This is a genomic window from Xylella fastidiosa (assembly GCF_011801475.1).
In the GTDB taxonomy this organism is placed as follows: Bacteria; Pseudomonadota; Gammaproteobacteria; order Xanthomonadales; family Xanthomonadaceae; genus Xylella; species Xylella fastidiosa.
This window is the reverse complement of record NZ_CP044352.1, coordinates 1,961,541-1,985,949: the sequence shown is the minus strand read 5'-3', so window position 1 is coordinate 1,985,949 and position 24,409 is coordinate 1,961,541. Positions and strand designations below refer to the sequence as shown.

The window sequence follows — 24,409 nt, the reverse complement described above, 5'->3', positions numbered from 1 at the left end:
TGGAGTGGGTAGCTCCCTTCACCACCACCAGCGAGGATAGTTCCAGCCCCATGGCCCCGGTGGTCCCCAAGGGCCATACGGATAGATGGGGACAACCTCAACATGGCGTATGACTGGCCATAAATAGATCACATCGGCGCTAACTTTAGGGAGTTTGTAATCGTATTCGCCGATGTACTTATTTTCGTAGCTCTCGATTTTTCCAATGAAAGTCACTTCACGGCCAGGCGCAAAGATCGCTGGATCGTAAAACCCGCTACGGCAGGCGATAAACCGACCGCCATTGGTGTCGCCGGTATCACTGTCCGGACGGCCTGATGGCCCGAGCTGTCGTGAAATCATTTCGAAGCAAGTCTGGCTATGGGAGGGTATGGTTTTGATAATCTTTCCGCCCCATCGGACCAAACTACCGATTTGGGGATTGGTGACAGAGTCACTTGGTGTGATTGCGCTGAATTGCCCTTGAAGTGGTTTTGGCACTGTCGTGCAAGCAGCCAACATCAAGAGAACGGTGAATCGAACAAGTAAACGTGTTCTCAATGTTGGATACTGCGGTATGCGGGCGATGTTGCAACAAAGCATTGATGAGATTCCTATCAAAATCTTTGGAACTATAACGTGCATCAGTGAAACGCTGGCTGAGTATATATAAGCCGATGCCCTGATACTGTTGTTCGATTCGTTTTGCCCAAACCAGTGCCGGTTCGTGCCGTGTACGTCCTAGCCCCAGACGCGCGTAGTGGCGATCGAGCCGATGCCAAGCGCGTAGTAGCGCATCGCGTTCTCGCTCTCCACGGGCCAGCCACCATGCCATCAAGCCAAGTGATACTGATGTAAATGCAATGAACAGCATCATCAGTTGCGATACATACAGATGGTTGATGCCAAAGGAGTGCAGCAATTGCTGCTGGCGTTTGGCATCAAAACCCAATACCAAATTATTCCAACTGTGTCGCAACCAGTCTCCGATGTCAGCCAATCTCCAGTGACTGTCTATGCTGGCATCGTTGTTGTTTTGTGCTAAGCGATCTTCCAACGTATCGCGAATGCGTTCAGGTGCCACAGCGGCGGTTGGGTCAACTCGTACCCAGCCACGTTGCGGTAGCCAGACTTCAGCCCAAGCGTGCGCGTCCATACGCCGTATCACCCAATAATGGCCCAAATTGTTATAGATGCCACCGACATAGCCGGTGACCACGCGTGCAGGAATCCCTGAGGCACGCATCAATACGACGAATGAAGAACTGAACTGTTCGCAAAAACCTGCTTTGTCACGAAATAGAAATTCGTCTACGGTGTGAAGCCCAGGACGTTTTGTGGCGGCCAGGGTGTAAGTAAATTCTGTGCGTACCCAGTTCAATGCACGCTGCACAATTGCTGCATCGTCAGCACCGGCTTCCTGTCGCCATTGCGCACCCAATGCGACTGTACGTGGATTCAATCTAAGAGGAAGAGCAAGTGCACGTTGGCGCTGTCTTGGTGGCAGTGTTTCCTGAAAACTGGCTGGTGATGCTGATTGCAATTCCCAGCGTGTGATTGCACTCAGGCGGCGATCAGCTACCAAGCTACGTTCGGTGGTGAGGCGTGTGCCTGCAGGTGCGGTGAGCGGCAGATCCAGGGCGACTAAGTACTTCTGATCAGTGGGTTCGTAATCGATCCGGTAGTTGAAGTGTTGTGTTACTGGCACAAATTCTGTCGGTGGTATTAAAGAAGCGGCAAACGGTAGTGCTTGCCAGCTGTGGCCATCAAAGTCCCACATGACTGGCCCTCGCCAGTAACGCTGCCCCGCTGGTGGTGTTGGGCCATTGAAACTGACTCGCAGGGCTGGGGTTTCGTCGCTCATCAGATCGATCCAGGCACCGGGTGCCATGTTGTCTGAGAGTCCAGGACGTACTTGTGCGCGCTCGGGAACACCCCATAGCGGCGCATCCAGGCGTGGCAGTAGCCAGAATCCTGCTAAAGTCAGTGGTACTCCCAGTATAGTGAGTTGCCCAATGCTCGATAGTTGGGAACGTCCTAGACGTGCTGGAACCTGGCTTTGATCTTGCGTTAAGCATTGCATTGACAGCAGCGTGGCAGGCACAACGAGCAGGGCGAGTACCATCGTTGTTGGCCCTTGGTCGAGTATGAGTGCGGAAAACGGTGTGAACAGCGCAAAGCCCAGTAGACTGCGTGCATCGCGCACGCTGTGTAATTCTGATGTTTTGAGTGCCATCATTGCTGCCAGCACCGCACATCCAGTATCTCGGTCAAAGCGTATTTCCATTTGCCACGACACCATGCCCAGCATCGTTAACACCAGTAATAGCCGCAGAGGTGCCCCAAACGCTTTGCGCCAACTAAGTGCGTTAACGGCCAGTGCGATTGCCACGATGCCTAGCGACAGTAGAGCAGGCATCTGTAGTAATAACGGTGTCAGTGCGAGCCATGCTGTGATCAGCGCACAGACACGGCTTGTGAAAGAAGGTAAAGGCAAACCCGGTTTAGACATGTGGTAAGAGAGCTAGTAGGCGCAAGCAGCGGTGGTGATGGACGGCACCGTGGCCATAGTCCAACTCAGGATGACCGGGAAGAGATAAGCGATAGCGCCAGCCTTCCCGCTCGGCTTCGTTGATCCAACGCGTCAAGCGTTTGATGCGATGCTCGTAGGGGAGGGTGTGCAGCTGCTTCCAATCCAGCAACACTTCCAATGCGGCAGGTTGTTGATATTCATGGACTAACAGTGCGCTGCATCGTGCTGAGTGTTTCCAGGCGATGGTACGGGCAGCATCGCCAGCCCTATACGAGCGTAATTGATGCATTTCTTCACTCTGCGAGCTGTGTCGCCACCGATGCGCCTTATTGCTATCGCTGATCGGAGGTGGTGGACCGCTTTGCTCGGCAGTTGGGTACACCAGCAGCGGCTGTTCTGGCCATACCCAGGACCAAGCCGTGATCAACCCCAGTGGTTGTACCGTGGAGATCCGAATACGTGACAAGCTGCGCCAGCCACGCTGCGTGTTAGTGATCTTCAAATCGACTTCGACAGGGATTCCTGGAAGCAGCGAGCAATACGTCTGTGCGTCTTCATGCTTAAGCTGCAGCCCTGGACGTGAGCGTAGCTGGGTGCTATCTAGCAGAAGTCGCAATTGCAATGGTTGCCCCGCTGCGACCGGCTTGGATGGGAGTATTTCCAAACGAAGTCCAGCAAGCTGTAGGTGCGTGGCTAATGCACTACCAATGCCAGTTCCACTGAGCAGGAGTGCCAATAGGAGTGTCATGTTGTTGTTGTAGTTCAGTCCTCCTGCCAGCATCGCTAGCATGACTATGGCGAAGAATAGGCCGAAAGGAGTGGGCAGCATGTAAATGCGCTGGCTATTTAGTGTGACCGGCAGGGATTCAGGAGCACGCGGGCGTGCCAGCATCGCAGCGCGTTGAATCCAGTGGCGTAGGAAGGTACGCACGTTCAATCCACCGGTACGGTGTATAGCAATGTCTGAGCCAGCGCTGCGCCGGTGGAAGAGGTTTCAGCCTCTGGCACGAGACGGTGTCCAGCAACTGAAACGAATAGTTCCTGAATGTCTTCAGGGAGCACGTGTTCACGGCCTGACAGCAATGCGTAGGCTTTGGCTGCACGTAGTAGGGCGATGCCGGCCCGCGGTGATAAACCGACACGCACGCCACTTTGCTGGCGACTGCGCAGCAACAGGGCTTGTACGTATTCGATGAGTGCATCGCTGACGTGTACCCCAAGCACCGTTTTGCGCAACAAGATCACCTCGGCTTCTGTCAGTCGTGGCAAGGTATGGGTCAGTAACTCCCGTCGATCCATGCCGGAGAGTAGAGTGCGTTCAGCCTCGGCATTGGGGTAACCTAGGCTGAGTCTCAGTAGAAAGCGATCTAATTGCGAATCCGGTAATGGAAAAGTGCCGTACAGATCGACAGGATTTTGAGTGGCAATCACGAAGAAGGGGTCCGACAGTGATCGGGTGATCCCATCAAGGGTGACTTGTTGTTCAGCCATTGCTTCCAGCAGTGCACTTTGTGTGCGTGGCGGTGCCCGGTTGATCTCGTCAGCTAGCAATACATGGGTGAACACGGGACCTGGATGGAATTCGAACTGCTGAGTCTGCGTGTTGTACACCGATATTCCGAGCACATCAGCGGGCAGCAGGTCGGAGGTGAATTGCACACGTCGGAACGTCAGCCCCAAGCTTGAGGCTAAGGCGTGCGCTAGTGTGGTCTTACCCAGGCCGGGGAGATCTTCCAGTAACAAATGACCGCCAGACAGCAGTGCGACGAAGGCAAGACGTACTTCTTGCTCTTTCCCCAGTAAGAGGGTGTTCACTTGATTCTGCGCTTCGTCAAGCGAGAGACGTAGCGTATCGGTTAGCATTCCTTGAGTTGACGATGTAGGCATTACGATCCAATGTCTAAAAAAGGGGTGGGGGCCATCCAGGAAAATCAGCGTGCCTATCGGATATTTGTGATCCTGTGGGCGCTGGTAACTGCCGTCAAAGTAGTGATTGCGGTGCGGTTGCCGCTGTTTGTTGACGAAGCATTCTATTGGCAGGAAGGCCAACATTTTGCATTAGCTTATTCTGATCTTCCAGGCATGACAGCATGGCTGAGCAGATTAGGTGTCATGCTGGGCGGCTATCATTTGCTGGCGTTGCGCTTGCCATTTTTGCTGATCGCCGCGTTGTTGCCGTGGTTGGTTGCACGTATTGCCGCGCGTTGGTTTGGTCCTTTATTGGGTTGGCGTGCTGGCGTGTTGGTCTTGTTAATGCCGTTATCGGCCACGCTCGGTATTCTAGCTCTTCCTGATGTGCCGATGGCGTTGGCTGTGGTGCTTTGCCTGGATGCTGGGGCACGTCTGTTGCATGAGATCGATGCGATCAGTGTTCTGGAATTGGCGACTGGTTTGCTCTTGGGTGCGTTGAGTCACTATCGCTTTGTAGGCGTTATCGGGATCGGATTAATCGCGTTGTTGTGTATGCCACAGGGACGTGCCTTGCTGCGTGACCCGAGGCTATGTGTCGCATTGATTATCGGTGCATTGGGTTGGTTGCCTCTGTTGCTGTGGAACGTCGACAATCATGAGGCTGGATTGCGTTTCCAGTTTATTGAACGTCATCCATGGAATTTCCAAGTCAAAGGTGCCTTGTTCTTACTGATCCAGACACTGTTGGTCACACCGTTGCTTGCCTATGCAATGACGCGGGTAGCTTGGCTTGCCGTGTATGGCAACGAGCGTGTTCAGTGGCGTTACTTCGGTTTGCTCGGTGGTATCTCCACTGTGGGGATCTTTTTGCTTGGGTTCTTTACCGATAATGAGCGCGTCAGTTTTCATTGGACTCTCCCTGGCTATTTCGCTTTGCTGATCGTTGTGCCGCAGGTACTGATGGGCTGGCCGCGGCGCTGGCGGCGCTTGGCCTGGGGAATGGCGGTGATTGGGGGATTCAGTGTCTACGCTTATTACTTCGCCGTGTCTGTACCGGGGTTGCGGGAATTCAGTGCTGGAATGGGGTATTACCCACGCAATTTTGCTGGTTGGGATGAACTCACTGAGGCAGTACGTTCCGAACTGCGGCAGCAGCCAGGTACACGTATCTTGGCGGGTAATTTTAAGGTGGGTGCTGAACTTGGTTTCCGGTTGCGTGATCCGCGCATTGAGGTGATGCCGTCTTCAGTGAATGATCGTCACGGACGCACTGCACAGATACAGCAGTGGGGGTTGTTGAATCAGAGTGCAGGTGAAGGCAGGCGCCTATTGATACTTAATGGTGTGCGTTACCGTGATTTGCTACAGCATTATCATGAAGTCTGCGCGATGGTGGGTCCATTGCCGCCGCCACGCGTTGTTTCGATCGATCATGGTTACCAACGTTTCTTATTGTTCAGGTTACCTGCGCAGCGCGTGTCCGGAGAATGTGTGACACCTGCAATGGCTTGGATCGATCAGCCGTTGCCCGATGCAGTGCTATCTGATGCAGTCGAGGTAACTGGTTGGGCTTTCAAGGATGGTGTGGGTTTAGCGGGAGTGGATATTTTGCTTGATGGTCACGTTGTGGCTAACGCTGATTACGGTCTGTTGCGTGACGTGCGCGATTACTGGGGTATCTCGACGGATCCCAATCACCCAGGTGTGGGTTTTCGTGCACAAGTGAATTTCCATAGGTTACCTCCGGGAAGGCATTGGCTTGGGCTACGTCTCTATGGGAGTGATGGTAGTATCGAAGATTGGACAGAGCAGCCGTTGCGCATCTGTCGTTAATACAAATATTGTTTTAGCCTGCATCTGTTAGCCTGCATCTGTTAGCCTGCATCTGTTAGCCTGCATCTGTTAGCCTGCATCTGTTAGCCTGCATCTGTTAGCCTGCATCTGTGTGCGTAGTTACAATGCTGATTTTTAAAAAACCTCTGAATATTTAAGTCGAATATTTCTCCACCATATCAATCTCTATGAGTATCTCGTCATTTATTTACGTACATTTTTTGATTGACCGCACGTGATTGCTTCATCGGTGGTTTTTCACCACGCTAGTTTGCAGGCAAGAATTGTCCTGATTTGACAATACTTGCCTCTATCCTTAGGATTCGGTTCCTCATGCTTGAACCCGGACCTCATGCTTGAAAACGTGCCAGAGTGGCTAGATGCTTGGCGCACTGTTGCTGCCCGTGGCCGTTTTGGAGGGCAGATTCCCCTAAATAAGATGCAGCGGCTTAGGGATGCGTTACTCGATAGCGAAGGTGAGTGTGTTTACTTACTTGAGTTCGGTTACGATGAAGAACTGCGAGTGGCTTATGTGGCTTTGACTGTGGAAGCACAGTTGCCGCTTGAATGTCAGCGAAGCTTGAGGCGTTTTCTGTTTCCAGTGCGTGTTGTCCAGCGCATTGGCCTAATTCGCAGTGAGGCTGAGGAGTCTACACTCCCCCCGGATTACGAGGTATTTCTTGTGCCTAGTGATGCCGTGTTGCGGCCTGCTGATCTTGTTGAGGATGAGCTGTTGTTAGCAATCCCATTGGTGCCAGTGGCCCCAGATACAGAAGTAGTGGAAACCAAATGGCCACCTATTGATCTAGAAACGAATAAGATCAATCCGTTTGCAGTGTTGGCTTCGTTTAAGAAGCAATAGTCATCGTGAAAGGTTTAGGGCAGAAAATGAATTTGAGGCGTATTTGAATTTGATACGTGTTTTTTTATGTGCAATGAAACAATAAAGTGATAGCAATAAATTTGGAGTATTCCCATGGCTGTGCAAAAATCTCGCGTTACCCCTTCCCGTCGTGGTCAGCGCCGTTCTCATGATGCGTTGACTGCTAAAAAGCTGTCGATTGATCCAACGAGCGGTGAGGTGCATATACGTCACCACGTGACTGCTGATGGTTACTACCGTGGCAAGAAGGTAATTGTGATTAAAGCTTCGGTCGTCGAAGAAGATTAATTGAAGAGTAAAAAATCCTACTTGTTTACTGCATGTGCTTTGAAAGTCGCGTCCGTCCCGGCGCGGCTTTTTTAATAAATTTAGGAACTTCGATATGAGCAAGCGAATCTACGCTAGAATCGCAGGCACAGGCGGTTATTTGCCGGAAAAAGTGCTAACTAATGACGATCTGGCCCATATCGTCGATACCAGCGATGAATGGATCCGCACTCGCACTGGTATCCGTGAGCGACATATTGCTGCCGAAGGCGAAACGACCAGTGATTTGGCTTATGAGGCTGCGATACGTGCACTTGAAGCTGCTGAGGTGCGGTCCGCTGATTTGGATTTGATTGTTGTCGGGACCACAACGCCGGACTTGATTTTTCCGTCTACTGCTTGCTTGTTACAGGCACGTCTTGGAGCTGTTGGTTGTGGTGCGTTCGACGTGAATGCTGCATGTTCCGGTTTTGTATATGCGTTGAGCGTGGCAGAAAAATTTGTGTCTTCAGGTTGCTCCAAAACAGTGTTAGTTGTGGGGGCCGATACCTTGACCCGAATTATCGACTGGAGTGACCGCACGACTTGCGTACTATTCGGGGATGGCGCCGGAGCGGTGGTGCTCAAGGCTGATGAAGATACAGGGATTCTCAGTACCCATCTGCATGCTGATGGAAGCAAAAAAGAATTGTTGTGGGATCCTGTTGGTGTATCAGTTGGTTTTGGTGAAGGTAAAGATTGCGGCGCGCTGTTGATGAAGGGAAATGAGGTGTTTAAATATGCCGTTAAAGCCCTTGATAGAGTGGTTGATGAGACGTTGGAAGCGAATCATCTGGATAAGCACGAACTCGATTGGTTAATTCCTCACCAAGCAAACTTACGCATTATCGAAGCCACCGCAAGGCGTTTAGATATGTCGATGAATCAGGTGGTGGTCACGGTTGATCGTCACGGCAACACTTCCACGGCTTCGGTGCCACTCGCGCTTGACGAGGCTATCCGTTCTGGTCGTGTGCAGCGTGGTCAGTTACTGCTCCTGGAAGCATTCGGCGGTGGTTTTACTTGGGGATCGGCGTTACTGCGCTATTAATCCAATTTGCCAGCGTTTTTGGGTGGGACCTTTATCATAGTTAACGGCCACTAATCAACAATGAACAAATGTCCAGGGAATGTTTAGGGCGAGTTCCGCAATTGGATCATGGCCATATCTTTTCACCTGTGACTTCGGCGCACGATACCTGAGCAATGCGTTCACTATTGAAATGATCAAAGGTTCATTGGATAAGCATTTCATTGTGCATGAAGACTCGACCAACTTTATCCGTTATTGAAAGTGTGGATCGCCCACTTTTTAAAGCTGAAAAATGCAAACCGTGGATCACGGGGGCTGCCGCTCATTCATCAGCTACCACTAAAACCAGATCACAATTTGTACACGCTTTACTTTAATGATCTCAAGGGTTTTTCAATTCCTGAGGGAAGCCCATAGAGCTTCAGTTTGTACCTGAATCTCTATGTTTCGGAGAGGAACTATGATCAAGATGTGTAATGCATCGAATCAGGCCAGTGCTGTGTTTTGTTTATTTTGCATATTTTCGGGGTTACGTAGCAAACGGTTGGCGACCTCTAGCCAAGCAAGCGCACTGGCTTCGATAATGTCTTTACTGGTCCCTGTACCTTCGTACTGAGTATCGTTGTGGCGTACACTGAGGTTTGCTTCACCACGTGCATCGGCCCCGATACCAACACTGTGTACCTGATAGCTGTCCAACTCCAGTTTGACCCCAGTTGCTGCAGCCAGCGCTCCGAACAGTGCATCTACTGGGCCGTTGCCTTGCGCAGTTTCGGCAACACGCTGACCTTGGGGATCGGACAATTCCACCAGTGCGTTGGCCCGGTTACCAACATCACTGATTGTCATTGAGGCCAAGCGATAGCCATGCTGTACTGTTGTATCTTGCATCAGTACTTGCAGGTCGACATCGGTGACCAAACGCTGTTTCTCACAAAGCTGTTTGAATTCTTCAAATACCAGTTTTAGATCTTCTTCCTCCAGCAAGTAGCCCAGTGCGCGTAGACGCTGTTCGACCGCAGCACGGCCGCTATGGCGGCCGAGCACCATATGCGAACATACCCAACCGACTTCTTGTGGACGCATGATTTCGTAGGTGCCGCGATGGCGCAGCATACCGTGCTGGTGGATACCCGATTCATGTGCAAAGGCATTGGCACCTACTACTGCCTTGTTACGTTGCACGGGCATGCCAACCAATCGTTGCAGTAACTGGGAGGTGGAGACGATACGTGATGTGTGGATTGAAGTATCAATGTTGTAAAACGCGTTGCGTACTTTCAACACCATAGTGAGTTCTTCCAGCGCGCAGTTACCAGCGCGCTCACCAATGCCATTGATAGTACATTCGATTTGGCGTGCACCGCCCTCAATGGCTGCCAGCGAGTTAGCAACGGCCAAACCCAGATCGTCGTGGCAGTGCGCACTAAAGATCACTTTGTTTGCACCTTCGACGTTCGCGATGACGCGCGTAAACATGTTGCGGATTTCTTCAGGCGTGCTGAACCCTACGGTGTCTGGCAGGTTGATCGTGGTTGCACCAGCGGCGATTGCCACGCGGGTAACCTCTATCAGGAAATCCTCCTCTGTGCGCGTCGCATCCTCGGCCGAGAATTCCACATCGTCAATCAAGGTTCGACTGAGACTCACATGCTTGTGCACTGACTCCAGCACCTGTTCCTTGCTCATGCGTAGCTTGTGCTCGCGGTGTAATGGGCTGGTTGACAGAAATACATGCAAGCGTGGTTTGGTTGCTGATTCCAGTGCGCGTGCTGAAGTTTCGATATCGGCTTGCAGACAACGTGACAGTACTGCCAGAGTTGGTCTACGTAACTCGCGTGCGATCAGCGTCATGGCTTCGTAGTCGGATTGGGAACTGGCTGGGAAACCAGTCTCGATAATGTCTACGCCCAATGCATCTAATGCGCGTGCCATGACCAGTTTTTGTTGTGCAGGCATACTGCAACCGGGAGATTGCTCACCGTCCCGCAGGGTGGTATCAAAAATCCGGATACAGGGCGGCTGGCTGGATATGCTCGTGTTCACCAGTGAATACTCCTCTACAGCAGTGCTATTGGCAGGCGTGGATATGGGGTGGAATCAGTTAAAAGGTAGCGGTAAATTGCCGCAATTGTTGGGGCGATCTGCACTACGCCTACGTGGTTTGCGGGGTGGCCGTGGTCTTACTTCGGACAACAGTTTGGCCAGTACTGCAGCGTCAATATTACCTCCGGAGACCACTGCACACTTGCGCTTACCTGCAACGCGGCGGCCAGCGGCCAATGCCAGTGCGCCTGCCCCTTCGGCGATCAGGTGTTCTTCCAATACTAAACGCACCAATGTTTCGCGCAGTTCAGCCTCACGCACGATTACTACATCGTCTAACAAGTTGGCACACAGATGGCGGGTAATGAAACCAGGAATCTTGACTTTCACCCCGTCAGCTAAGGTCGAAACTGGAGCGATCTCGCGTGTGTCGCCACGGATTGCACGCGCCATCGCATCCACGCCCTCGACCTGAGCGCCAATGACACGTACTCCCTGCGAGCGCAGCACCAAAGCAATGCCTGAAGCAAGGCCGCCGCCGCCGATCGGCACAATGACTACATCCGGTTCATGCGCGGTGATCTCTATGCCAACAGTTCCCTGACCGGCAATCACATCCGGATCATCGAATGCTGATAGAAAGCGGTAATCGTTTTGCTCAGCCAACTCACATGCGAACGTATAGGCCTCGTCATAGCTTTGGCCGTGTTGGCGTACCGTTGCCCCCCAATGTGAAACACCTGCAACCTTTGTGGCCGGAGCACCGTGAGGCATGACAGTGATTGCTTGTATACCAAGCCGGTAAGCTGACCAAGCTACGCCTTGGGCGTGGTTACCGGCTGATGCGCAAATGACAGGGCGGTTATCGCCGCGTTCCAGCGCAACTAACATTGCGTTCAGTGCGCCGCGCACTTTATAGGATCCGGTGCGTTGCAGATTTTCTAACTTCAGCATCACTCCGAAACGCTCGGCATAGTGAATTGGAGTAGGCATTAGATAACGACGTAAGCGGGCTTGTGCAGCCAACACATCGGCCACACTCACGGTATTGACGTTACTTGCATTGGGTTGCTTGACAACTGTGTGCCCTACATCAGGTATATCCATATAGCTATACTTCCTGATGATCTGCACACATCCTGATGGCATGCCATGCTGACTCGTGCCCGCTAAGAAAATCCAGCGGTAGTATTGCGCGTGGTATATCGCGTCGTACGCTGCAGTTCATGCGGCTTCCAAAACAGTAATAGATACTGATTCGCAGTCGTACACTTTCTCCAGTTGCAAACGCAGTGTCTCTGGTGAGCGCGAGCCGTCCACAACCATTTGAAGATGCCAACGGCCCGCATCGTTGACGACAGTACTGCCGTGGATCGCGCAGGCGCGGAAGCCCCGACGTTCAGTCATGCCTAGCACACGTAATACTGCACCTTCGGCGGGTCTGAGGATCAGATCAAGCCGGTATTGCATGGGGCGTTTCCTTCTGAACGTGGGCCGGATTGCTTTCCAGCATGGTGCTGTTGGCGGTGTTCGGTGGCACAAGGGGCCATACGTTGGCGCGTGCATCAATCTGCACGTGCAGTAATGCTGGACCTGGTTGTGCTAGTAAATAGGCTAAGCCTTGTTCGACGTCGCTGCGAACCGTGATGCGTTTTGCAGGAATTCCAAATACCTGTACCAATGCAGTGAAATCGGGATTGTCAGACAGGTCAATTTCACTGTATCGCTCCGCGAAGAACAGCTCTTGCCATTGCCGAACCATGCCTAGCGAGTTGTTATCAAGCAGGACAATCTTCAAAGGTAGCTTGCACCGTGCGATTGTGGTCAGTTCTTGTACATTCATCATGAAACTGCCATCGCCAGAAACCAGTACTACAGTGCGTTCCGGATAGGCAAACTGCGCACCCATTGCCGCAGGCAAGCCGAACCCCATTGTGCCTAGCCCACCGCTGGTCAGGTGATTACGTGGATCTTCGAATTTGCAGTGTTGCGCCACCCACATTTGATGCTGGCCAACATCGCAAGCAATGATGGTATCAACGGGCGCCATTTCGCTCAGGCGTTTAAGTAGGGCCGGTGCGTAGATATCATTGCCTGGCGCATCGTAACGCACGCCAAAACGTTCGCGGTTGCCTATGCAGCGCTCGTGCCATTCATATCTGGATGAGCTTATGTGTGGGTCGGCTGTACTGGGTGACAGCAAGGCGCTAAGGGCAGTGAGTGTTGTGGCTAAGTTGCCTGGTACCGCGATGTCGGCATTACGTAGCTTATTGATTTCGTAAGCGTCTGCATCAAGGTGGACAATTCGAGCGAACGGAGCGAATTCGTTCACCTTCCCGGTTGCACGGTCGTCGAAACGGGCGCCAATGACAAGTAGTAGATCGCACTCCTGGATTGCCATGTTGGCCGCGCGGGTGCCATGCATGCCCAGCATGCCCAAGTAATGAGGATGAGCGTGTGGCAGCGCCCCCAAACCGCGTAGTGTCAATGTGGTCGGGATACTAGTGGTATCAACGAAGGTACGGAAGACGTTAACTGCATCGGCGAGGGCGATGCCGCCGCCGCCATAGATCACTGGTTTCTCAGCAGAGGCGATTGCTGCTGCAGCTTCGATGATCATCGCTGCTTCTGCTTGCGGCGGTGCCATCACGGCGGCCGACACATGGTCCTGTAGGTGCGAAGCATCAGTCATTTGGACATCTTTAGGTAAATCGATCAGGACAGGGCCGGGGCGGCCTTCTCGTGCGATACGGAATGCGTCCTGCACCATGCTTGGCAGATCCTGTATCGAACGCACCAAGAAGCTATGTTTGACGATCGGCATGGTTAGGCCAAATACGTCCAATTCCTGAAATGCATCGGTCCCCAGCAACGAGCTAGCGACTTGGCCAGTCAAGCAGACCATGGGGACTGAATCTAGCATCGCGTCGGCAATGCCAGTGATCAGATTGGAGGCACCTGGACCTGACGTCGCTACGCATACACCGACACGTCCGCTAGCGCGGGCATAGCCATTTGCAGCTAAAGCTGCACCCTGTTCATGGCGGACCAGAATATGTGTGAGGCGAGAATCGACCAGGGCGTCATAAAACGGCATGATCGTGCCACCCGGATAGCCGAAGAGTGTATCAACTCCTTCTGCTTCCAGAGCATGCGTCAACCAGCTCGCACCATTGCGGGTTGCGCTGTGTGCGGATCTGTTCATGTGGTAGCGGCCTTCTATATGTTGCAGTGAGAGGAGGGCGGAAGGTTTAAACCACCTTCGAACTCATGGGATGCGTTGTGTCATTTGTTTTTTCGCTGTTTAACCAGACCATCTTGGCACGCAGTTGCTTACCGACTTTTTCAATGGGGTGTTCCAGGTCGGCTTGCTTATATTTCTTGTAGTTTGGTAAGCCGGCTTGGTATTCGGCAATCCAATGTTTGGTGAAGGTGCCATCTTGGATATCCTTCAGCACAGCTTTCATACGTTCCTTGGTGCTGCGGTCGATCACGCGTGGGCCACTGACATAGTCGCCATACTGTGCGGTTTCAGAGACAAATTCCAGCATTCGGGTGATGCCACCTTCGTAGAACAGATCCACGATTAACTTCAATTCGTGCAGTACTTCGTAATAGGCGATTTCCGGCTGGTAACCGGCTTCAACCAAGGTTTCAAAGCCGGCTTGCACTAGCGAGGAAACACCGCCGCACAGCACAGCTTGCTCACCGAACAAGTCGGTCTCAGTTTCTTCCTTGAAAGTTGTTTTGATGATGTTGGCACGGGCACCACCTAGGCCACCAGCGTAGGTTAAAGCCAGCTGCTCGGCATGGCTGCTGAGATCTTGATGTACTGCATAGATACATGGCACCCCACGTCCGATTTCGTATTCGCGGCGTACCAGTGCACCAGGACCCTTGGGGGCAACGAGCACCACATCTAGATCGCTCCGTGGGGTAATCAAGCTGTAGTGGACGTTTAGGCCATGTGCGAATAATAGGCAAGCACCTTGCTTTATGTTTGGTGCTAAAACCTCTTCGTAGAGTTTCTTTTGGACCATGTCTGGGGTCAGTACAGCAACTAAATCGGCATGTTTCGCTGCTTGGTCCGGAGACTGCACTGTGAAACCGTCAGCCTGAGCTTTAGCTTCGGTTGCTCCACCTGGACGCAGGCCGACGATAATGTCAAAACCAGAGTCACGCAGGTTCAGAGCATGTGCCCGACCCTGACTTCCATAACCGATGATTGCAATTTTCAAAGTGGACTTTGTGTTTCTCATAAATAGCATCCTTGAATAATCTGTGGTGATGGAAACGTTAACCAACAGTGCATAGCATATGTTGGCTGTTTATTAATGTCTGAGAACGAGATGCGCAACGTATGGAATCTACGGTTGCCATCGTATTCTGGTAGGTACGAAAGAGGTGTTTTTCATCGGATTTAGTACTTTTGTTCATGTCATATCGAAATTTTTAGGGGCCATACTAAAAAACAAAACCCCGCAAGGTTGCCAATGCGGGGTTTGATCAAAGCCTGAGTGTATGTTGTTTACACGCTGGCCTGTCCCCCACTGTTTGGGCAGGCAATAAGCACGAGTATAAGAAGAAAGGCTACCGTAATAGCAGAATTGGGAAGACAGTTGGAAGAAGCCAGGAAGGAAATCATAAGCGGCAGATAAACATTGAATGGCGGTCCTGTCAACCCTTAAGGCCGTCCGCGTCCAATTGAAAAAACTGAAGGTTCCAGCACTGGCTATCTATAAATAAATGGGAGTACCAAATTTTAAGAGCCGTTATCTGGCAAAGCATCTAAGCAAGTCAAAAAGGCTGTAGTGTTGGGCTGGTTTACCCAACACTACTGGCAATTCAATTGGCCCAGTGTCCCGGTGTGGTGGACTGTAAAAGTACCTGTGCCGATAGTATCTGGTCCTTTTCCAGTAGGTTAATTGTATCGGTCAGAATTGCGGCTGATTCATGCAATAAAGGGTCAGGACGCTTGTCGGCCAGCTTTTCGCGCGCAGTGTCCTTGGCGATATCACGCTCGTTGCCAATCAATCCGTCGTCACTCTCCTCAGACAAAGGATCTAGCTGCAAGCCAAGGTTTTTCCGAATAGTTTGGCGTTCTCTATGTTGAGTTTCTTGTTTTCTACGTTCTGCAAGACGTTCGGCTTCGTTGAGTATGACGTACTTCTTTTCCTTTTCCAGACTGAAATTATGTACATCCTCTTGCCACCATTTGAATTCAATGTCATTGGCAGTGCGACTGATATGAATTTTTTTCAGTTTCGATAATATTGGGCTGAAATTGCCATATTGGGTGTGTTGGAGCGAGGCAATTCGAGTCCAAGGCAAGGCATTTTCATAAGTGCTCTCCCCAAACTCAGTTGCACCTACGCTTGCTGGGAACGCAATGTCTGGTAACACTCCTTTGTGCTGGGTGCTGGATCCGCTGATACGGAAGAATTGAGCAATGGTCAATTTGACTTGGCCAAATCGTCTGCTTTCGTTTGCCGGCCAACGATCCAGATCAACAATATTTTGGACTGTGCCTTTACCAAAGCTGGTTTCTCCAATCACCAAACCACGCCCATAGTCTTGGATGGCACCTGCAAAAATTTCTGATGCAGAAGCGGAGCCACGATTGATCAATACTGCCAGCGGGCCGTCCCAGGTGACTTTGTCGTCTCGATCACCGTTGATAGTGACACGGCCCCCGGATTCACGTACTTGCACCACAGGACCTTGTTCGATGAATAGACCAGTGAGCTGAATGGCTTCATCCAGCGATCCGCCGCCGTTGTTACGCAGATCGAGTACCACGCCATCGACTTTGTCAGTTTTGAAGTTGGTTAAAAGCTTCGCTACATCTCGTGTTGCAGACGTATAGTTGGCGAGGTTGCGGCGACGCCCTTCGAAATCCTCGTAGAACGTTGGCAGCTTGATGATGCCGATGCGGCGCTGTGCGTCGCCGTTGCTACCCTCTATGGTAATGGTTTCGCCCTTCGCGGCCTGCTCAGCTAAGCGTACCTTCTGTCGTGTAAGAGTCACGATACGGTGTGCGCCGTCGATTCCAGATTCGGCTGGAATATATTCAAGTCGTACCTGGGTGTCTTTCTTGCCGCGGATCTTGGAGACGACATCGTCGATGCGTAAGCCGATGACATCTTCAATTGGGCCGCCTTTGCCCTGACCAACGCCGACGATGCGATCACCAGGTTTCAGTGTGCCATCCAACGCAGTGGGGCCTCCAGGAATCACCTCACGGATGATCACCATGTCTTCCTGCTTTTGCAGCTGGGCACCGATACCTTCTAGTGACAATGACATCTGCTGGTTGAAAGCATCGGCTGTGCGTGGAGTGAAGTAGTCGGTATGAGGATCGATCGAATTAGTGTAGGCGTTCAGATACAACTGAAAGACGTCTTCACCTTTTAGTTCGTTCACTGTCTTAAGAAGGTTGGCGTAGCGTTTTTTAAGAGTTTTCCGAATGTCTTCGGGCTTTTTTCCGGCCAACTTCAGGCGTAGCCAGTCGTTCATTATTGATCGTCGCCAGATGTCGTCCAGATCTTGCGGGCTGGCTGGCCATGGCGCTTTGCTACGATCGTATTCGTATTTTTCTTGCCCGGAAAAATCGAAGTTTTGTTTCAGTAACTGATTTGCATAGGTAACACGTTCAGCAACGCGCTTTTTATACACCGTAAATATACTAAACGCTGGCTTGAGATTGCCGTTGCGGATTGAATCAGGTATCTCAGCTTTGAATGCTGAGAAGTTGTCGATATCGGCTTCAGTAAAAAATTGCTTATTGTTGTCTAGGGCTTCCAAGTAGCGCTTGAAAATGTCTTTGGACATCGTTTCGTCAAGCGGGCGCAGCCGATAAGCATAACGACTATCTGAAAGCAGACCATACACCAGCTTGGTCGCTGTGGTTTGATCTGGCGTCGCCACTTGAGGAGATGCACTGTCCGATTTGGCCATCAACGCTGGAGCGGTAGTGATAGCCAGGGTTAGTAGGGCAACTTTCAAGGAGTTAAGGATTCGTAAGCTCATTAATTTACTCTAAGAGGACAAGGCCGTTTTAGGTCAAGCAAATTGCAAACCAGACTAACGCCACGATTGCCGAAAAATATGAACGGGAAGGTACAGGGCGTAAACACACCCGTTATGAATCAGTGCATTAGGTGCCCATCCTGGATTATAAAACTGTTAAGGATCTAGAACCTTACAATTTTATCCAATTTATTGATGTATATAGATTTATTGATCCTGTTGATTGAAATCGCAACCGAAGGCAACGTCGTCATTGGTGAAACAGATTGAAGTGTTGACCGAATGAAAACAGAACGGCCATTTTTACGCCTGCTATCAAGTTAGTTCAATAGAAACCCCAGAGATGAAGTTGCTGGTATTGCTGCACAGATACATCAACAAGTAACACGCGTTTCGGACAGCAAACGTACCAAGCCCTCTTCAATGGACACGCGCGGCACGTACCCGAAGTCACGCTTCGCTGGTTCTATGCTGTACCAATGAGGAGTAGACATCTGCTCAACGAGAAAACGCGTTAGTAGTGGTTCTCCAGGGAGGGGTAGTAACGACCATAGCATCTCGCAAAATGCACCAATGCAGTAACCCGTCTTAAATGACAGTGATTGAGTCACCGGTGGAGCGTTGGTAGTGGCCAGTAGCTTGTTGATCAATTCGCGCATCTGCAACGGCTCGCCGTTGGAGATGAAATAAGCCTTGCCAGCACACGCTGCTCCAGGCATGAGATGCTCAAACGCATCGAAATGTGCTTGTGCGGCATTGTCAATGTAGGTGCTATCTACTAAGTTACGACCATCGCCTATCAGACGCAGTCGCCCAGCGCGGGCGCGCGCCACTAAGCGAGGCATCAAGTGAGGGTCGCCTGGGCCCCATATCATGCGTGGGCGTAGTGCTACGGTGGTTAAGTCGACACTGTTGGCTGCTAACACCGCCTGTTCAGCCATTGCTTTAGTCGCAGCGTATGGCACTTTAACGGCGTTGCTATATGGCACTTGATCTGCATCTAAACCCTCAACCGGGTAGTTTGAGCGATGAATCACACTCGGGGTTGAGGTGTACACTAACTTGTTAATGTTCTCAGCACGACAGGCATCCAGAACGTGTTGTGTGCCGATCACATTGATTTGGTGGTAACTAGTGTAGGAACCCCATGCACCTACCTTGGCAGCATTATGGAAAACCGCATCCACACCACGCACCGCGTGCCGCACCGCGTGAAAATCGCTCAGATCTCCGCAAATCTGCACAACGCCTAGTGCTTGCAGTGCTTGGTAGTGACTACGTTGGAAACTAACTACTTGGTAGCCACGCTTAAGTAATCCTCGGCATAGTGCTTCGCCGAGGAACCCACTCCCTCCGGTAACGAGGATTCTCATAAAAATGTCAGCATTATTATCAGTGGAGAGGCGGGAAGATTAACCTGCTGTGGCCAAACTGACTGTAGTGCTGCCACCTTCATATACCAGCACCAACACGCAAGGGCGTTGGTGTCAGGGTTGAACTTGTATTGAAGACGATCCAGGAGGCATGCAAGTGGCTATGGCTAATAGCAACCTGTTTACCAGCGGACATACTCTGCGCCGACCGACAGTAATCTCCCGCTTAGATGCATCTCGTCATCTGGTTTAGTCAATCAGAATCAAAACGACGTCGATATTTCCACGGGTTGCATTAGAGTACGGACAAACGCGATGCGCTTTGTCAACTAAGTTCTGCAACATGCTGCGTTCCATACCTGATACCGCAATACGCAGTTCTACGACTAGGCCGAAACCACCAGGGATTTCACCAATTCCAACACGGCCTTCAACACGTGGTTCGGCTGGTAAATCTACTTTCTCCTTATTAGCAACGAACTTCAGGGCGCCAATGAAGCAGGCAGAATAACCCGCAGCAAACAGTTGTTCTGGATTGGTACCAGAGCCACCCGGGCCACCCAATCCCTGTGGAACGGATAGCTTGACGTTCAACACGTTGTCCGAAGATACGACGCTGCCATCACGGCCACCAGTTGCTGTGACGATTGCGGTGTAAAGAACCTTCTCCGGTGAATTCATGAATAGTGCTCCAGTCAGATGAGGTGGTAATCGTGTCAGAAGAACTTCATTTTTTGCAATACATGATGTTGGGTGCGATAGAGCGATACTATGCCAACATTGATGTGTTTTTCAATAAACATCGCTCAGCCAGAAATATATCTTCATTTGTACTGTTTGTACTGCGGTTACATTAGCGCAAAGAAAGGTCAGGCACGATGTGCAGTGGCTATATATTCAGCACTTTGCATTTCATTTAAGCGTGAAGCAGTACGTTCAAATGCCTTTGCTAAGCGCTCACCCTGATACAGCTGTATCGGGGTGCCGAATGCGGTGCAAACCAAGTTAACTTGGCGATCATATAGTTCGTCAATCAGATTGACGAAGCGTTGTGCTGCATCCTCATTTAGAAAATTGAATTGAGGAATCCCACCGATCAGTACTGTATTGAATTCACGTGCTAGCTCAATGTAGTCAGTCGTACTGCGTGGACCTTCGCATAACACGGCGAAATCAAACCACGCAATGCTTTTACCGCGGGCACGTGCCGGAATCTTGCGTCCGTCAATGGCAATGTTGCCGGGATGAGGTGTTTCACCACAGCTCAGCTCACCCCAACGCTGGGTTAACCAAGAATCGGCGTGCGCGTCCAACGGTGTACGGTATACAGGCGAACCTGTTAATGCGCGCATCCGGTAGTCCTCAGTCCCTTCAGCATATAACTCCACGCAATAATTTTTTAGCAAGTCAATTGCCGGTAGGAAGCTATCACGCTGTAGACCGTTTAAATAAAGCTTGTCTGGTGCAGTATTGGAAGTAGTGACAAGGATGATTCCTTCTGCAAACAGGTGTTCCAGCAGACGTGCAAGTAACATTGCGTCGCCAATGTCGGTAACAAAAAACTCGTCCAATACCAACACACGTAAATTGCCACGCCATTCTTTTGCAATCTTGGCAAGTGGGGCACTGTGTCCGACATGCGCACGCAAGCGTTGGTGTATACCACGCATGAAGCGATGGAAGTGAGTGCGGTACTTACCGCCTTGGGAGGTAGGGTTTGAGAAAGGGTATTTGGTTCTTTGAATATTCTCGTTCTGCTGAGGTTCGGCGATAAATTTATTAAGAGGTAAGCCATCGTAGAACAGGTCTACCAAAAAAGTCTTACCGCGGCCTACACCACCCCAAAAGTAGAACCCTTGCACGAATTCTGGCTTTCTCCACAATGCTGTAAAACTGTCCCACCAGCGATTCTGCGGGCTGTGAATGATTGCGTTATGGATTCGATCTAATTCTGCCAAGGCTGCATGTTGAGTAACATCGTCATTCCAATGGCCACGTTCGACGCCGGCGGCATAGCGTTGTGAGGGAGTCATTTCGGTCACATCAAATCCTATAGCTGCAGTATGTGCAACGTCCTTATAAATCTATGCCAGCTGTGGTAGCCAGCTGCGCACACCATCTTGGATGGCATCGCGTAAATGAATCAACTTGCGGTGAAAAAAGTGGCTGGTCTCAGGCATGCGTATCAGTTTAGGCTGACGCGGTAATGTGGAGATCCAGTCATAGACAGCTTGAGGGTCAACAACTTCGTCAGCATCACCTTGGATTAACAGCCAATGTTCAGGGGGGTGTACGTGACTGAGGTCCCAGCGCCCAGCTGGTGGTGAGATTGAAATCAACACTTGCGTTTCCAATTCTTCAGCAACAAGCAACGATATGTAAGCTCCAAAGCTGAAACCGGCTAACCACAATGTACTGTCAGGTCGCTGTGCACGTACCCAAGCCGCTATTGCACGCAAGTCCTCGCGTTCACCATGGCCGTTATCAAACATGCCATCTGAGGCACCAACACTACGGAAATTAAAGCGCACAGTCATCATGCCTAATTCACGCAATGCGCGTGCAGTCATGGTGACAACTTTGTTATCCATGCTCCCTCCCTCGGTAGAGAGCGGATGGCAAATAATCGCAACAGGTGACTGTGTAGTGACATTGAACGCTGGAAAGTCCACTGCAACTTCAAGGCAACCCACTGGACCTTCTAAAAATAGAGTGCCGGACGTGTTGGGGAGTACTGGATTAGGCATAGCCATATGATAGCCGCCTTACGGTCTACCTTCATCATTGATATAGCCCAGGTCAGGGTGAGTGCACTGTTACGACACTATTACAGCATAAGGAGTGTTTCATGGACTGCATTATCAGGCGGACCTAACGGACAACGTAATATTCAGCGGCGCCACTGTGGGAATGGATCTGGTAGTGCGCTCCAATACATTGGCCCCATCCTCAGCTCTTCGTTGCTGAGCAGGCAAGCATCTAATTCATTACGTGCAACATCCTTATCCATATCCAACCCAATGACCGCCAATTCTTGTCGGCGGTCGCCCCATTGTGGATGCCATAGACGCTGCATCGCCACATATTCGCCAGGATCGCTCACCTCATGCGGCGCAGGCAATGGTGCGGTCCAACAATCATTCTGTTGACGTTGCCAACCTAGTTCGGTGTAGGGCAGTGGGGCGATGCCAATCTGCGGTGGCATATTTTCCTCATGTACGTCGACACGGTGCCGTGCGGCATACCAAAACCCGGCTGCTTGAGTGCGCGTGGCACTACCAACGCTGGATAATTCGCCAACCCAATCCATACGACTTGCTAACCAGAAGAAGCCCTTGCTGCGAATCACACCAGACAACCCATGAGCAAGCAAATGGTTGAAGCGTAATGGGTGGAATGGACGGCGCGCGCGGTAAACAAAGCTGGTGATCCCGTACTCTTCGGTCTCAGGAGTATGTTCGCCACGTAGCTCGCGCATCCAACCTGGCGCAAGTTGCGCGCGAGTGAAATCGAAACGCCCAGTACCAACGAGTTGGGGCAGGGGTACTTCTCCAAGATGTGCTTCAATGATCTGTGCGTCACGGTTAAGCCCGCGCACCACTGCACGCACGCGCGCAAGTTGCGTCGCATCAATCAGATCACATTTGCTGATGACAATGGTGTCAGCAAACTCGATCTGTTGGCCAAGCAGGTCGGCAAGGCTGCGAGTATCGTCGGAATCTGCTTGCTGACCTAAGTCAGCTAATGTATTCATTGAGCTGAATAGCGCAGTAAATTGGCTACCATCAACGACCGTGACCATGGTATCCAAACGCGCTACATCTGAAAGACAAAAGCCGTCGGCATCCCGCACAGCAAATGTTGCCGCGACAGGCATTGGCTCGCCAATGCCTGTGGATTCGATCAACAGGTAATCGTAGCGTTGCTCCAACGCAAGACGTTTGACCTCCTTGGATAAATCATCGCGTAGAGTGCAGCAGATACATCCGTTGCTGAATTCAACCAATGTTTCATCGGTACGGCTGAGAGCAGCACCGCCATCACGTACCAACTGTGCATCAATGTTGACTTCGCTCATGTCGTTAACGATCACTGCCACACGCAGACCATCACGATTATTCAAGAGGCGATTCAGTAGGGTTGTCTTACCGGCACCAAGGAAACCCGAGAAAACGGTGACAGGTAAGCGGAGATCGGAGGGGAGCGTCAGCGTTGACATAGCAAACCATCACCTTTGTTATGTAGTTGTCGATTTACAAGTCTGATCTTGTCGATATCTGGGATGCTTGGCGGGCTAGCCAAGGAATTTGATACTTTATATCATTATTCTCGGGAAAAAGAAGAAATCATGTGATGAAGGATATGCTTAGATAACTAAGCAGCGGTGTAGTATTTGTTTGGGCTGGCTCGATTGAGTTTTCAGCTCTGGATCTGCGTCATTTGTGCTTGCTGCAAGTGACCCGAAGACTCGATTTAGCATCGCTGATGGCCCATCTACAATCCACCAAACCGGCTGGCTCACAGTGCATAAGGAGTTCTAGCGAAACACCACTGTCCGATGACCGTTAAGCAAGATCCGATGTTCGATATGGCGACTCACTGCACGTGCTAAGACCAGCGACTCGATATCACTGCCTATACGCACCAAATCATGTGCCGTCATTGAATGATCAACCCGTGCTACGTCCTGTTCGATGATGGGACCTTCGTCCAAATCATGGGTGACATAGTGTGCAGTGGCACCGATGATTTTTACCCCGCGTGCGTGTGCTTGATGGTAAGGTTGGGCACCCTTGAAACTGGGCAAGAAACTGTGATGAATGTTGATCGCACGCCCAAGCAGTGCCTCACACAACGCAGGTGAAAGTATTTGCATATAGCGCGCCAAAATCACCAAGTCGATCTGTTCACGCTCGACCATTTGTATGATCCGAGCCTCTTGTTCAGTACGGTTGTCTGCATTCACGGGTAAGTGCTGGAATGGAACACCGTATGAGGCCGTTAAAGGGGCAAACTCATTGTGGTTGGAAACGACAGTGACGATTTTTGCTTGCAATTGCCGACTGTGTATACGGAACAATAAATCGTTAAGGCAGTGACCTTGCTTACTGACCATTACCAGCAGGCGGGAACGTCGGCGCGCATCGTGCAATTGCCACTGCATTGCATAGGCTTTGGCAAGTATGCTGATCTGGTTTTGCAGTTCTGCCAATGAACTACTATCAGCCACATCAAAATGCACGCGAAGAAAAAACTGATGACTTTCCTTGTCAACAAATTGTTGCGCATCAAGAATATTGCAGCCCGCTCGAAACAACTCGCCACTGATCCGATACACAAGGCCAGTACAGTCGGGACAGGATAAAGTGAGGATATAGTCGTGACGCATTTTTATGGTGCTAATGCAACTCTACTGCAATCGGATGGTCATTATTTAATGGTAGCAATGTGTAGTTCATCTAAGCTGCGCTTATTAAATCGAA

General features: G+C 51.0%; 20 protein-coding genes. 4 read left to right on the top strand and 16 right to left on the bottom strand.

Annotated elements, in window-relative coordinates; genetic code table 11:
* Nucleotides 1-18: 18 nt before the first annotated feature.
* The 4 genes from F7G16_RS09050 to F7G16_RS09035 are packed head-to-tail and all read right to left on the bottom strand — an operon-like array spanning nt 19 to nt 4,399.
* The gene (locus tag F7G16_RS09050) at nt 19-540 is read right to left on the bottom strand and encodes a Slp family lipoprotein (RefSeq protein WP_038231940.1); all 522 of its coding nucleotides are present in this window, start codon (nt 538-540) and stop codon (nt 19-21) included.
* Entirely contained in the window at nt 434-2,491 is a 2,058-nt protein-coding gene (locus F7G16_RS09045; RefSeq protein ID WP_004572798.1) for a transglutaminase TgpA family protein, read from the bottom strand. Before F7G16_RS09045 ends, F7G16_RS09050 begins: the two co-directional genes overlap by 107 nt.
* Nucleotides 2,484-3,443, bottom strand: coding sequence for a DUF58 domain-containing protein (locus F7G16_RS09040; protein ID WP_038231942.1), 960 nt, complete (start codon nt 3,441-3,443; stop codon nt 2,484-2,486). The genes F7G16_RS09045 and F7G16_RS09040 overlap by 8 nt, the downstream gene beginning before the upstream one ends.
* A gap of 2 nt (nt 3,444-3,445) precedes the next feature.
* Nucleotides 3,446-4,399, bottom strand: coding sequence for an AAA family ATPase (locus tag F7G16_RS09035; RefSeq protein WP_004572800.1), 954 nt, complete (start codon nt 4,397-4,399; stop codon nt 3,446-3,448).
* A gap of 9 nt (nt 4,400-4,408) precedes the next feature.
* Here F7G16_RS09035 and F7G16_RS09030 point away from each other — a divergent pair, with 9 nt between their 5' ends.
* The 4 genes from F7G16_RS09030 (at nt 4,409) to F7G16_RS09015 (ending at nt 8,496) form a co-directional block, all read left to right on the top strand.
* Entirely contained in the window at nt 4,409-6,256 is a 1,848-nt protein-coding gene (locus F7G16_RS09030) for an ArnT family glycosyltransferase (protein ID WP_038233026.1), read from the top strand.
* A gap of 352 nt (nt 6,257-6,608) precedes the next feature.
* Nucleotides 6,609-7,118, top strand: a complete 510-nt coding sequence (locus F7G16_RS09025; protein WP_004572803.1) for a YceD family protein — start codon at nt 6,609-6,611, stop codon at nt 7,116-7,118.
* A gap of 114 nt (nt 7,119-7,232) precedes the next feature.
* Nucleotides 7,233-7,427: a 50S ribosomal protein L32 gene (gene rpmF, locus F7G16_RS09020; protein WP_004572804.1), complete on the top strand. Its 195-nt coding sequence runs from the start codon at nt 7,233-7,235 to the stop codon at nt 7,425-7,427.
* 94 nt (nt 7,428-7,521) lie between these two features.
* Complete coding sequence (locus F7G16_RS09015) at nt 7,522-8,496, top strand: beta-ketoacyl-ACP synthase III (protein ID WP_004572805.1); 975 nt, start codon at nt 7,522-7,524, stop codon at nt 8,494-8,496.
* 468 nt (nt 8,497-8,964) lie between these two features.
* Here F7G16_RS09015 and F7G16_RS09010 read toward each other — a convergent pair whose 3' ends face one another.
* The 12 genes from F7G16_RS09010 to purU all read right to left on the bottom strand — a co-directional run bounded on the left by F7G16_RS09010 (nt 8,965) and on the right by purU (nt 24,315).
* Nucleotides 8,965-10,524, bottom strand: coding sequence for a 2-isopropylmalate synthase (locus F7G16_RS09010; RefSeq protein WP_011097913.1), 1,560 nt, complete (start codon nt 10,522-10,524; stop codon nt 8,965-8,967).
* Nucleotides 10,525-10,578: 54 nt separating this feature from the next.
* Nucleotides 10,579-11,631 carry a threonine dehydratase gene (locus F7G16_RS09005; protein ID WP_004572807.1) on the bottom strand — a complete coding sequence of 351 codons (1,053 nt, stop codon included), beginning with the start codon at nt 11,629-11,631 and terminating at the stop codon, nt 10,579-10,581.
* Between the two features lie 117 nt (nt 11,632-11,748).
* Nucleotides 11,749-11,994, bottom strand: a complete 246-nt coding sequence (locus F7G16_RS09000; RefSeq protein WP_004572808.1) for an ACT domain-containing protein — start codon at nt 11,992-11,994, stop codon at nt 11,749-11,751.
* Nucleotides 11,978-13,729, bottom strand: coding sequence for an acetolactate synthase 2 catalytic subunit (gene ilvG / locus F7G16_RS08995; protein ID WP_004572809.1), 1,752 nt, complete (start codon nt 13,727-13,729; stop codon nt 11,978-11,980). Before ilvG ends, F7G16_RS09000 begins: the two co-directional genes overlap by 17 nt.
* 46 nt (nt 13,730-13,775) lie before the next feature.
* Entirely contained in the window at nt 13,776-14,783 is a 1,008-nt protein-coding gene (ilvC, locus tag F7G16_RS08990; protein WP_004572810.1) for a ketol-acid reductoisomerase, read from the bottom strand.
* Nucleotides 14,784-15,369: 586 nt separating this feature from the next.
* Nucleotides 15,370-17,553, bottom strand: a complete 2,184-nt coding sequence (locus F7G16_RS08985) for a carboxy terminal-processing peptidase (RefSeq protein WP_038233023.1) — start codon at nt 17,551-17,553, stop codon at nt 15,370-15,372.
* Nucleotides 17,554-17,927: 374 nt separating this feature from the next.
* Nucleotides 17,928-18,926, bottom strand: coding sequence for a 2-alkyl-3-oxoalkanoate reductase (oleD, locus tag F7G16_RS08980; protein ID WP_004572812.1), 999 nt, complete (start codon nt 18,924-18,926; stop codon nt 17,928-17,930).
* Between the two features lie 249 nt (nt 18,927-19,175).
* The gene (locus F7G16_RS08975) at nt 19,176-19,607 is read right to left on the bottom strand and encodes an organic hydroperoxide resistance protein (protein WP_004572813.1); all 432 of its coding nucleotides are present in this window, start codon (nt 19,605-19,607) and stop codon (nt 19,176-19,178) included.
* A gap of 188 nt (nt 19,608-19,795) precedes the next feature.
* Nucleotides 19,796-20,968 carry a cell division protein ZapE gene (zapE, locus tag F7G16_RS08970; protein WP_011097911.1) on the bottom strand — a complete coding sequence of 391 codons (1,173 nt, stop codon included), beginning with the start codon at nt 20,966-20,968 and terminating at the stop codon, nt 19,796-19,798.
* Nucleotides 20,969-21,010: 42 nt separating this feature from the next.
* The gene (locus F7G16_RS08965) at nt 21,011-21,673 is read right to left on the bottom strand and encodes an alpha/beta hydrolase (protein ID WP_038231945.1); all 663 of its coding nucleotides are present in this window, start codon (nt 21,671-21,673) and stop codon (nt 21,011-21,013) included.
* Between the two features lie 143 nt (nt 21,674-21,816).
* Entirely contained in the window at nt 21,817-23,145 is a 1,329-nt protein-coding gene (locus F7G16_RS08960) for a GTP-binding protein (protein ID WP_004572816.1), read from the bottom strand.
* Nucleotides 23,146-23,463: 318 nt separating this feature from the next.
* Nucleotides 23,464-24,315: a formyltetrahydrofolate deformylase gene (gene purU, locus F7G16_RS08955; RefSeq protein ID WP_004572817.1), complete on the bottom strand. Its 852-nt coding sequence runs from the start codon at nt 24,313-24,315 to the stop codon at nt 23,464-23,466.
* Nucleotides 24,316-24,409 lie beyond the last annotated feature (94 nt).

Excerpts from the sequence above, each read along its gene's own strand:
- ilvC (WP_004572810.1), bottom strand. The coding sequence starts at position 14,783 with ATGAGAAACACAAAGTCCACTTTGAAAATTGCAATCATCGGTTATGGA.
- F7G16_RS08960 (WP_004572816.1), bottom strand. The coding sequence starts at position 23,145 with ATGTCAACGCTGACGCTCCCCTCCGATCTCCGCTTACCTGTCACCGTT.
- rpmF (WP_004572804.1), top strand. The coding sequence starts at position 7,233 with ATGGCTGTGCAAAAATCTCGCGTTACCCCTTCCCGTCGTGGTCAGCGC.
- F7G16_RS08965 (WP_038231945.1), bottom strand. The coding sequence starts at position 21,673 with ATGCCTAATCCAGTACTCCCCAACACGTCCGGCACTCTATTTTTAGAA.
- F7G16_RS09005 (WP_004572807.1), bottom strand. The coding sequence starts at position 11,631 with ATGGATATACCTGATGTAGGGCACACAGTTGTCAAGCAACCCAATGCA.
- F7G16_RS09045 (WP_004572798.1), bottom strand. The coding sequence starts at position 2,491 with ATGTCTAAACCGGGTTTGCCTTTACCTTCTTTCACAAGCCGTGTCTGT.
- purU (WP_004572817.1), bottom strand. The coding sequence starts at position 24,315 with ATGCGTCACGACTATATCCTCACTTTATCCTGTCCCGACTGTACTGGC.
- oleD (WP_004572812.1), bottom strand. The coding sequence starts at position 18,926 with ATGAGAATCCTCGTTACCGGAGGGAGTGGGTTCCTCGGCGAAGCACTA.
- F7G16_RS09000 (WP_004572808.1), bottom strand. The coding sequence starts at position 11,994 with ATGCAATACCGGCTTGATCTGATCCTCAGACCCGCCGAAGGTGCAGTA.
- ilvG (WP_004572809.1), bottom strand. The coding sequence starts at position 13,729 with ATGAACAGATCCGCACACAGCGCAACCCGCAATGGTGCGAGCTGGTTG.
- F7G16_RS09030 (WP_038233026.1), top strand. The coding sequence starts at position 4,409 with ATGTCTAAAAAAGGGGTGGGGGCCATCCAGGAAAATCAGCGTGCCTAT.
- F7G16_RS08985 (WP_038233023.1), bottom strand. The coding sequence starts at position 17,553 with ATGAGCTTACGAATCCTTAACTCCTTGAAAGTTGCCCTACTAACCCTG.
- F7G16_RS08975 (WP_004572813.1), bottom strand. The coding sequence starts at position 19,607 with ATGAATTCACCGGAGAAGGTTCTTTACACCGCAATCGTCACAGCAACT.
- F7G16_RS09015 (WP_004572805.1), top strand. The coding sequence starts at position 7,522 with ATGAGCAAGCGAATCTACGCTAGAATCGCAGGCACAGGCGGTTATTTG.
- F7G16_RS09035 (WP_004572800.1), bottom strand. The coding sequence starts at position 4,399 with ATGCCTACATCGTCAACTCAAGGAATGCTAACCGATACGCTACGTCTC.
- F7G16_RS09025 (WP_004572803.1), top strand. The coding sequence starts at position 6,609 with ATGCTTGAAAACGTGCCAGAGTGGCTAGATGCTTGGCGCACTGTTGCT.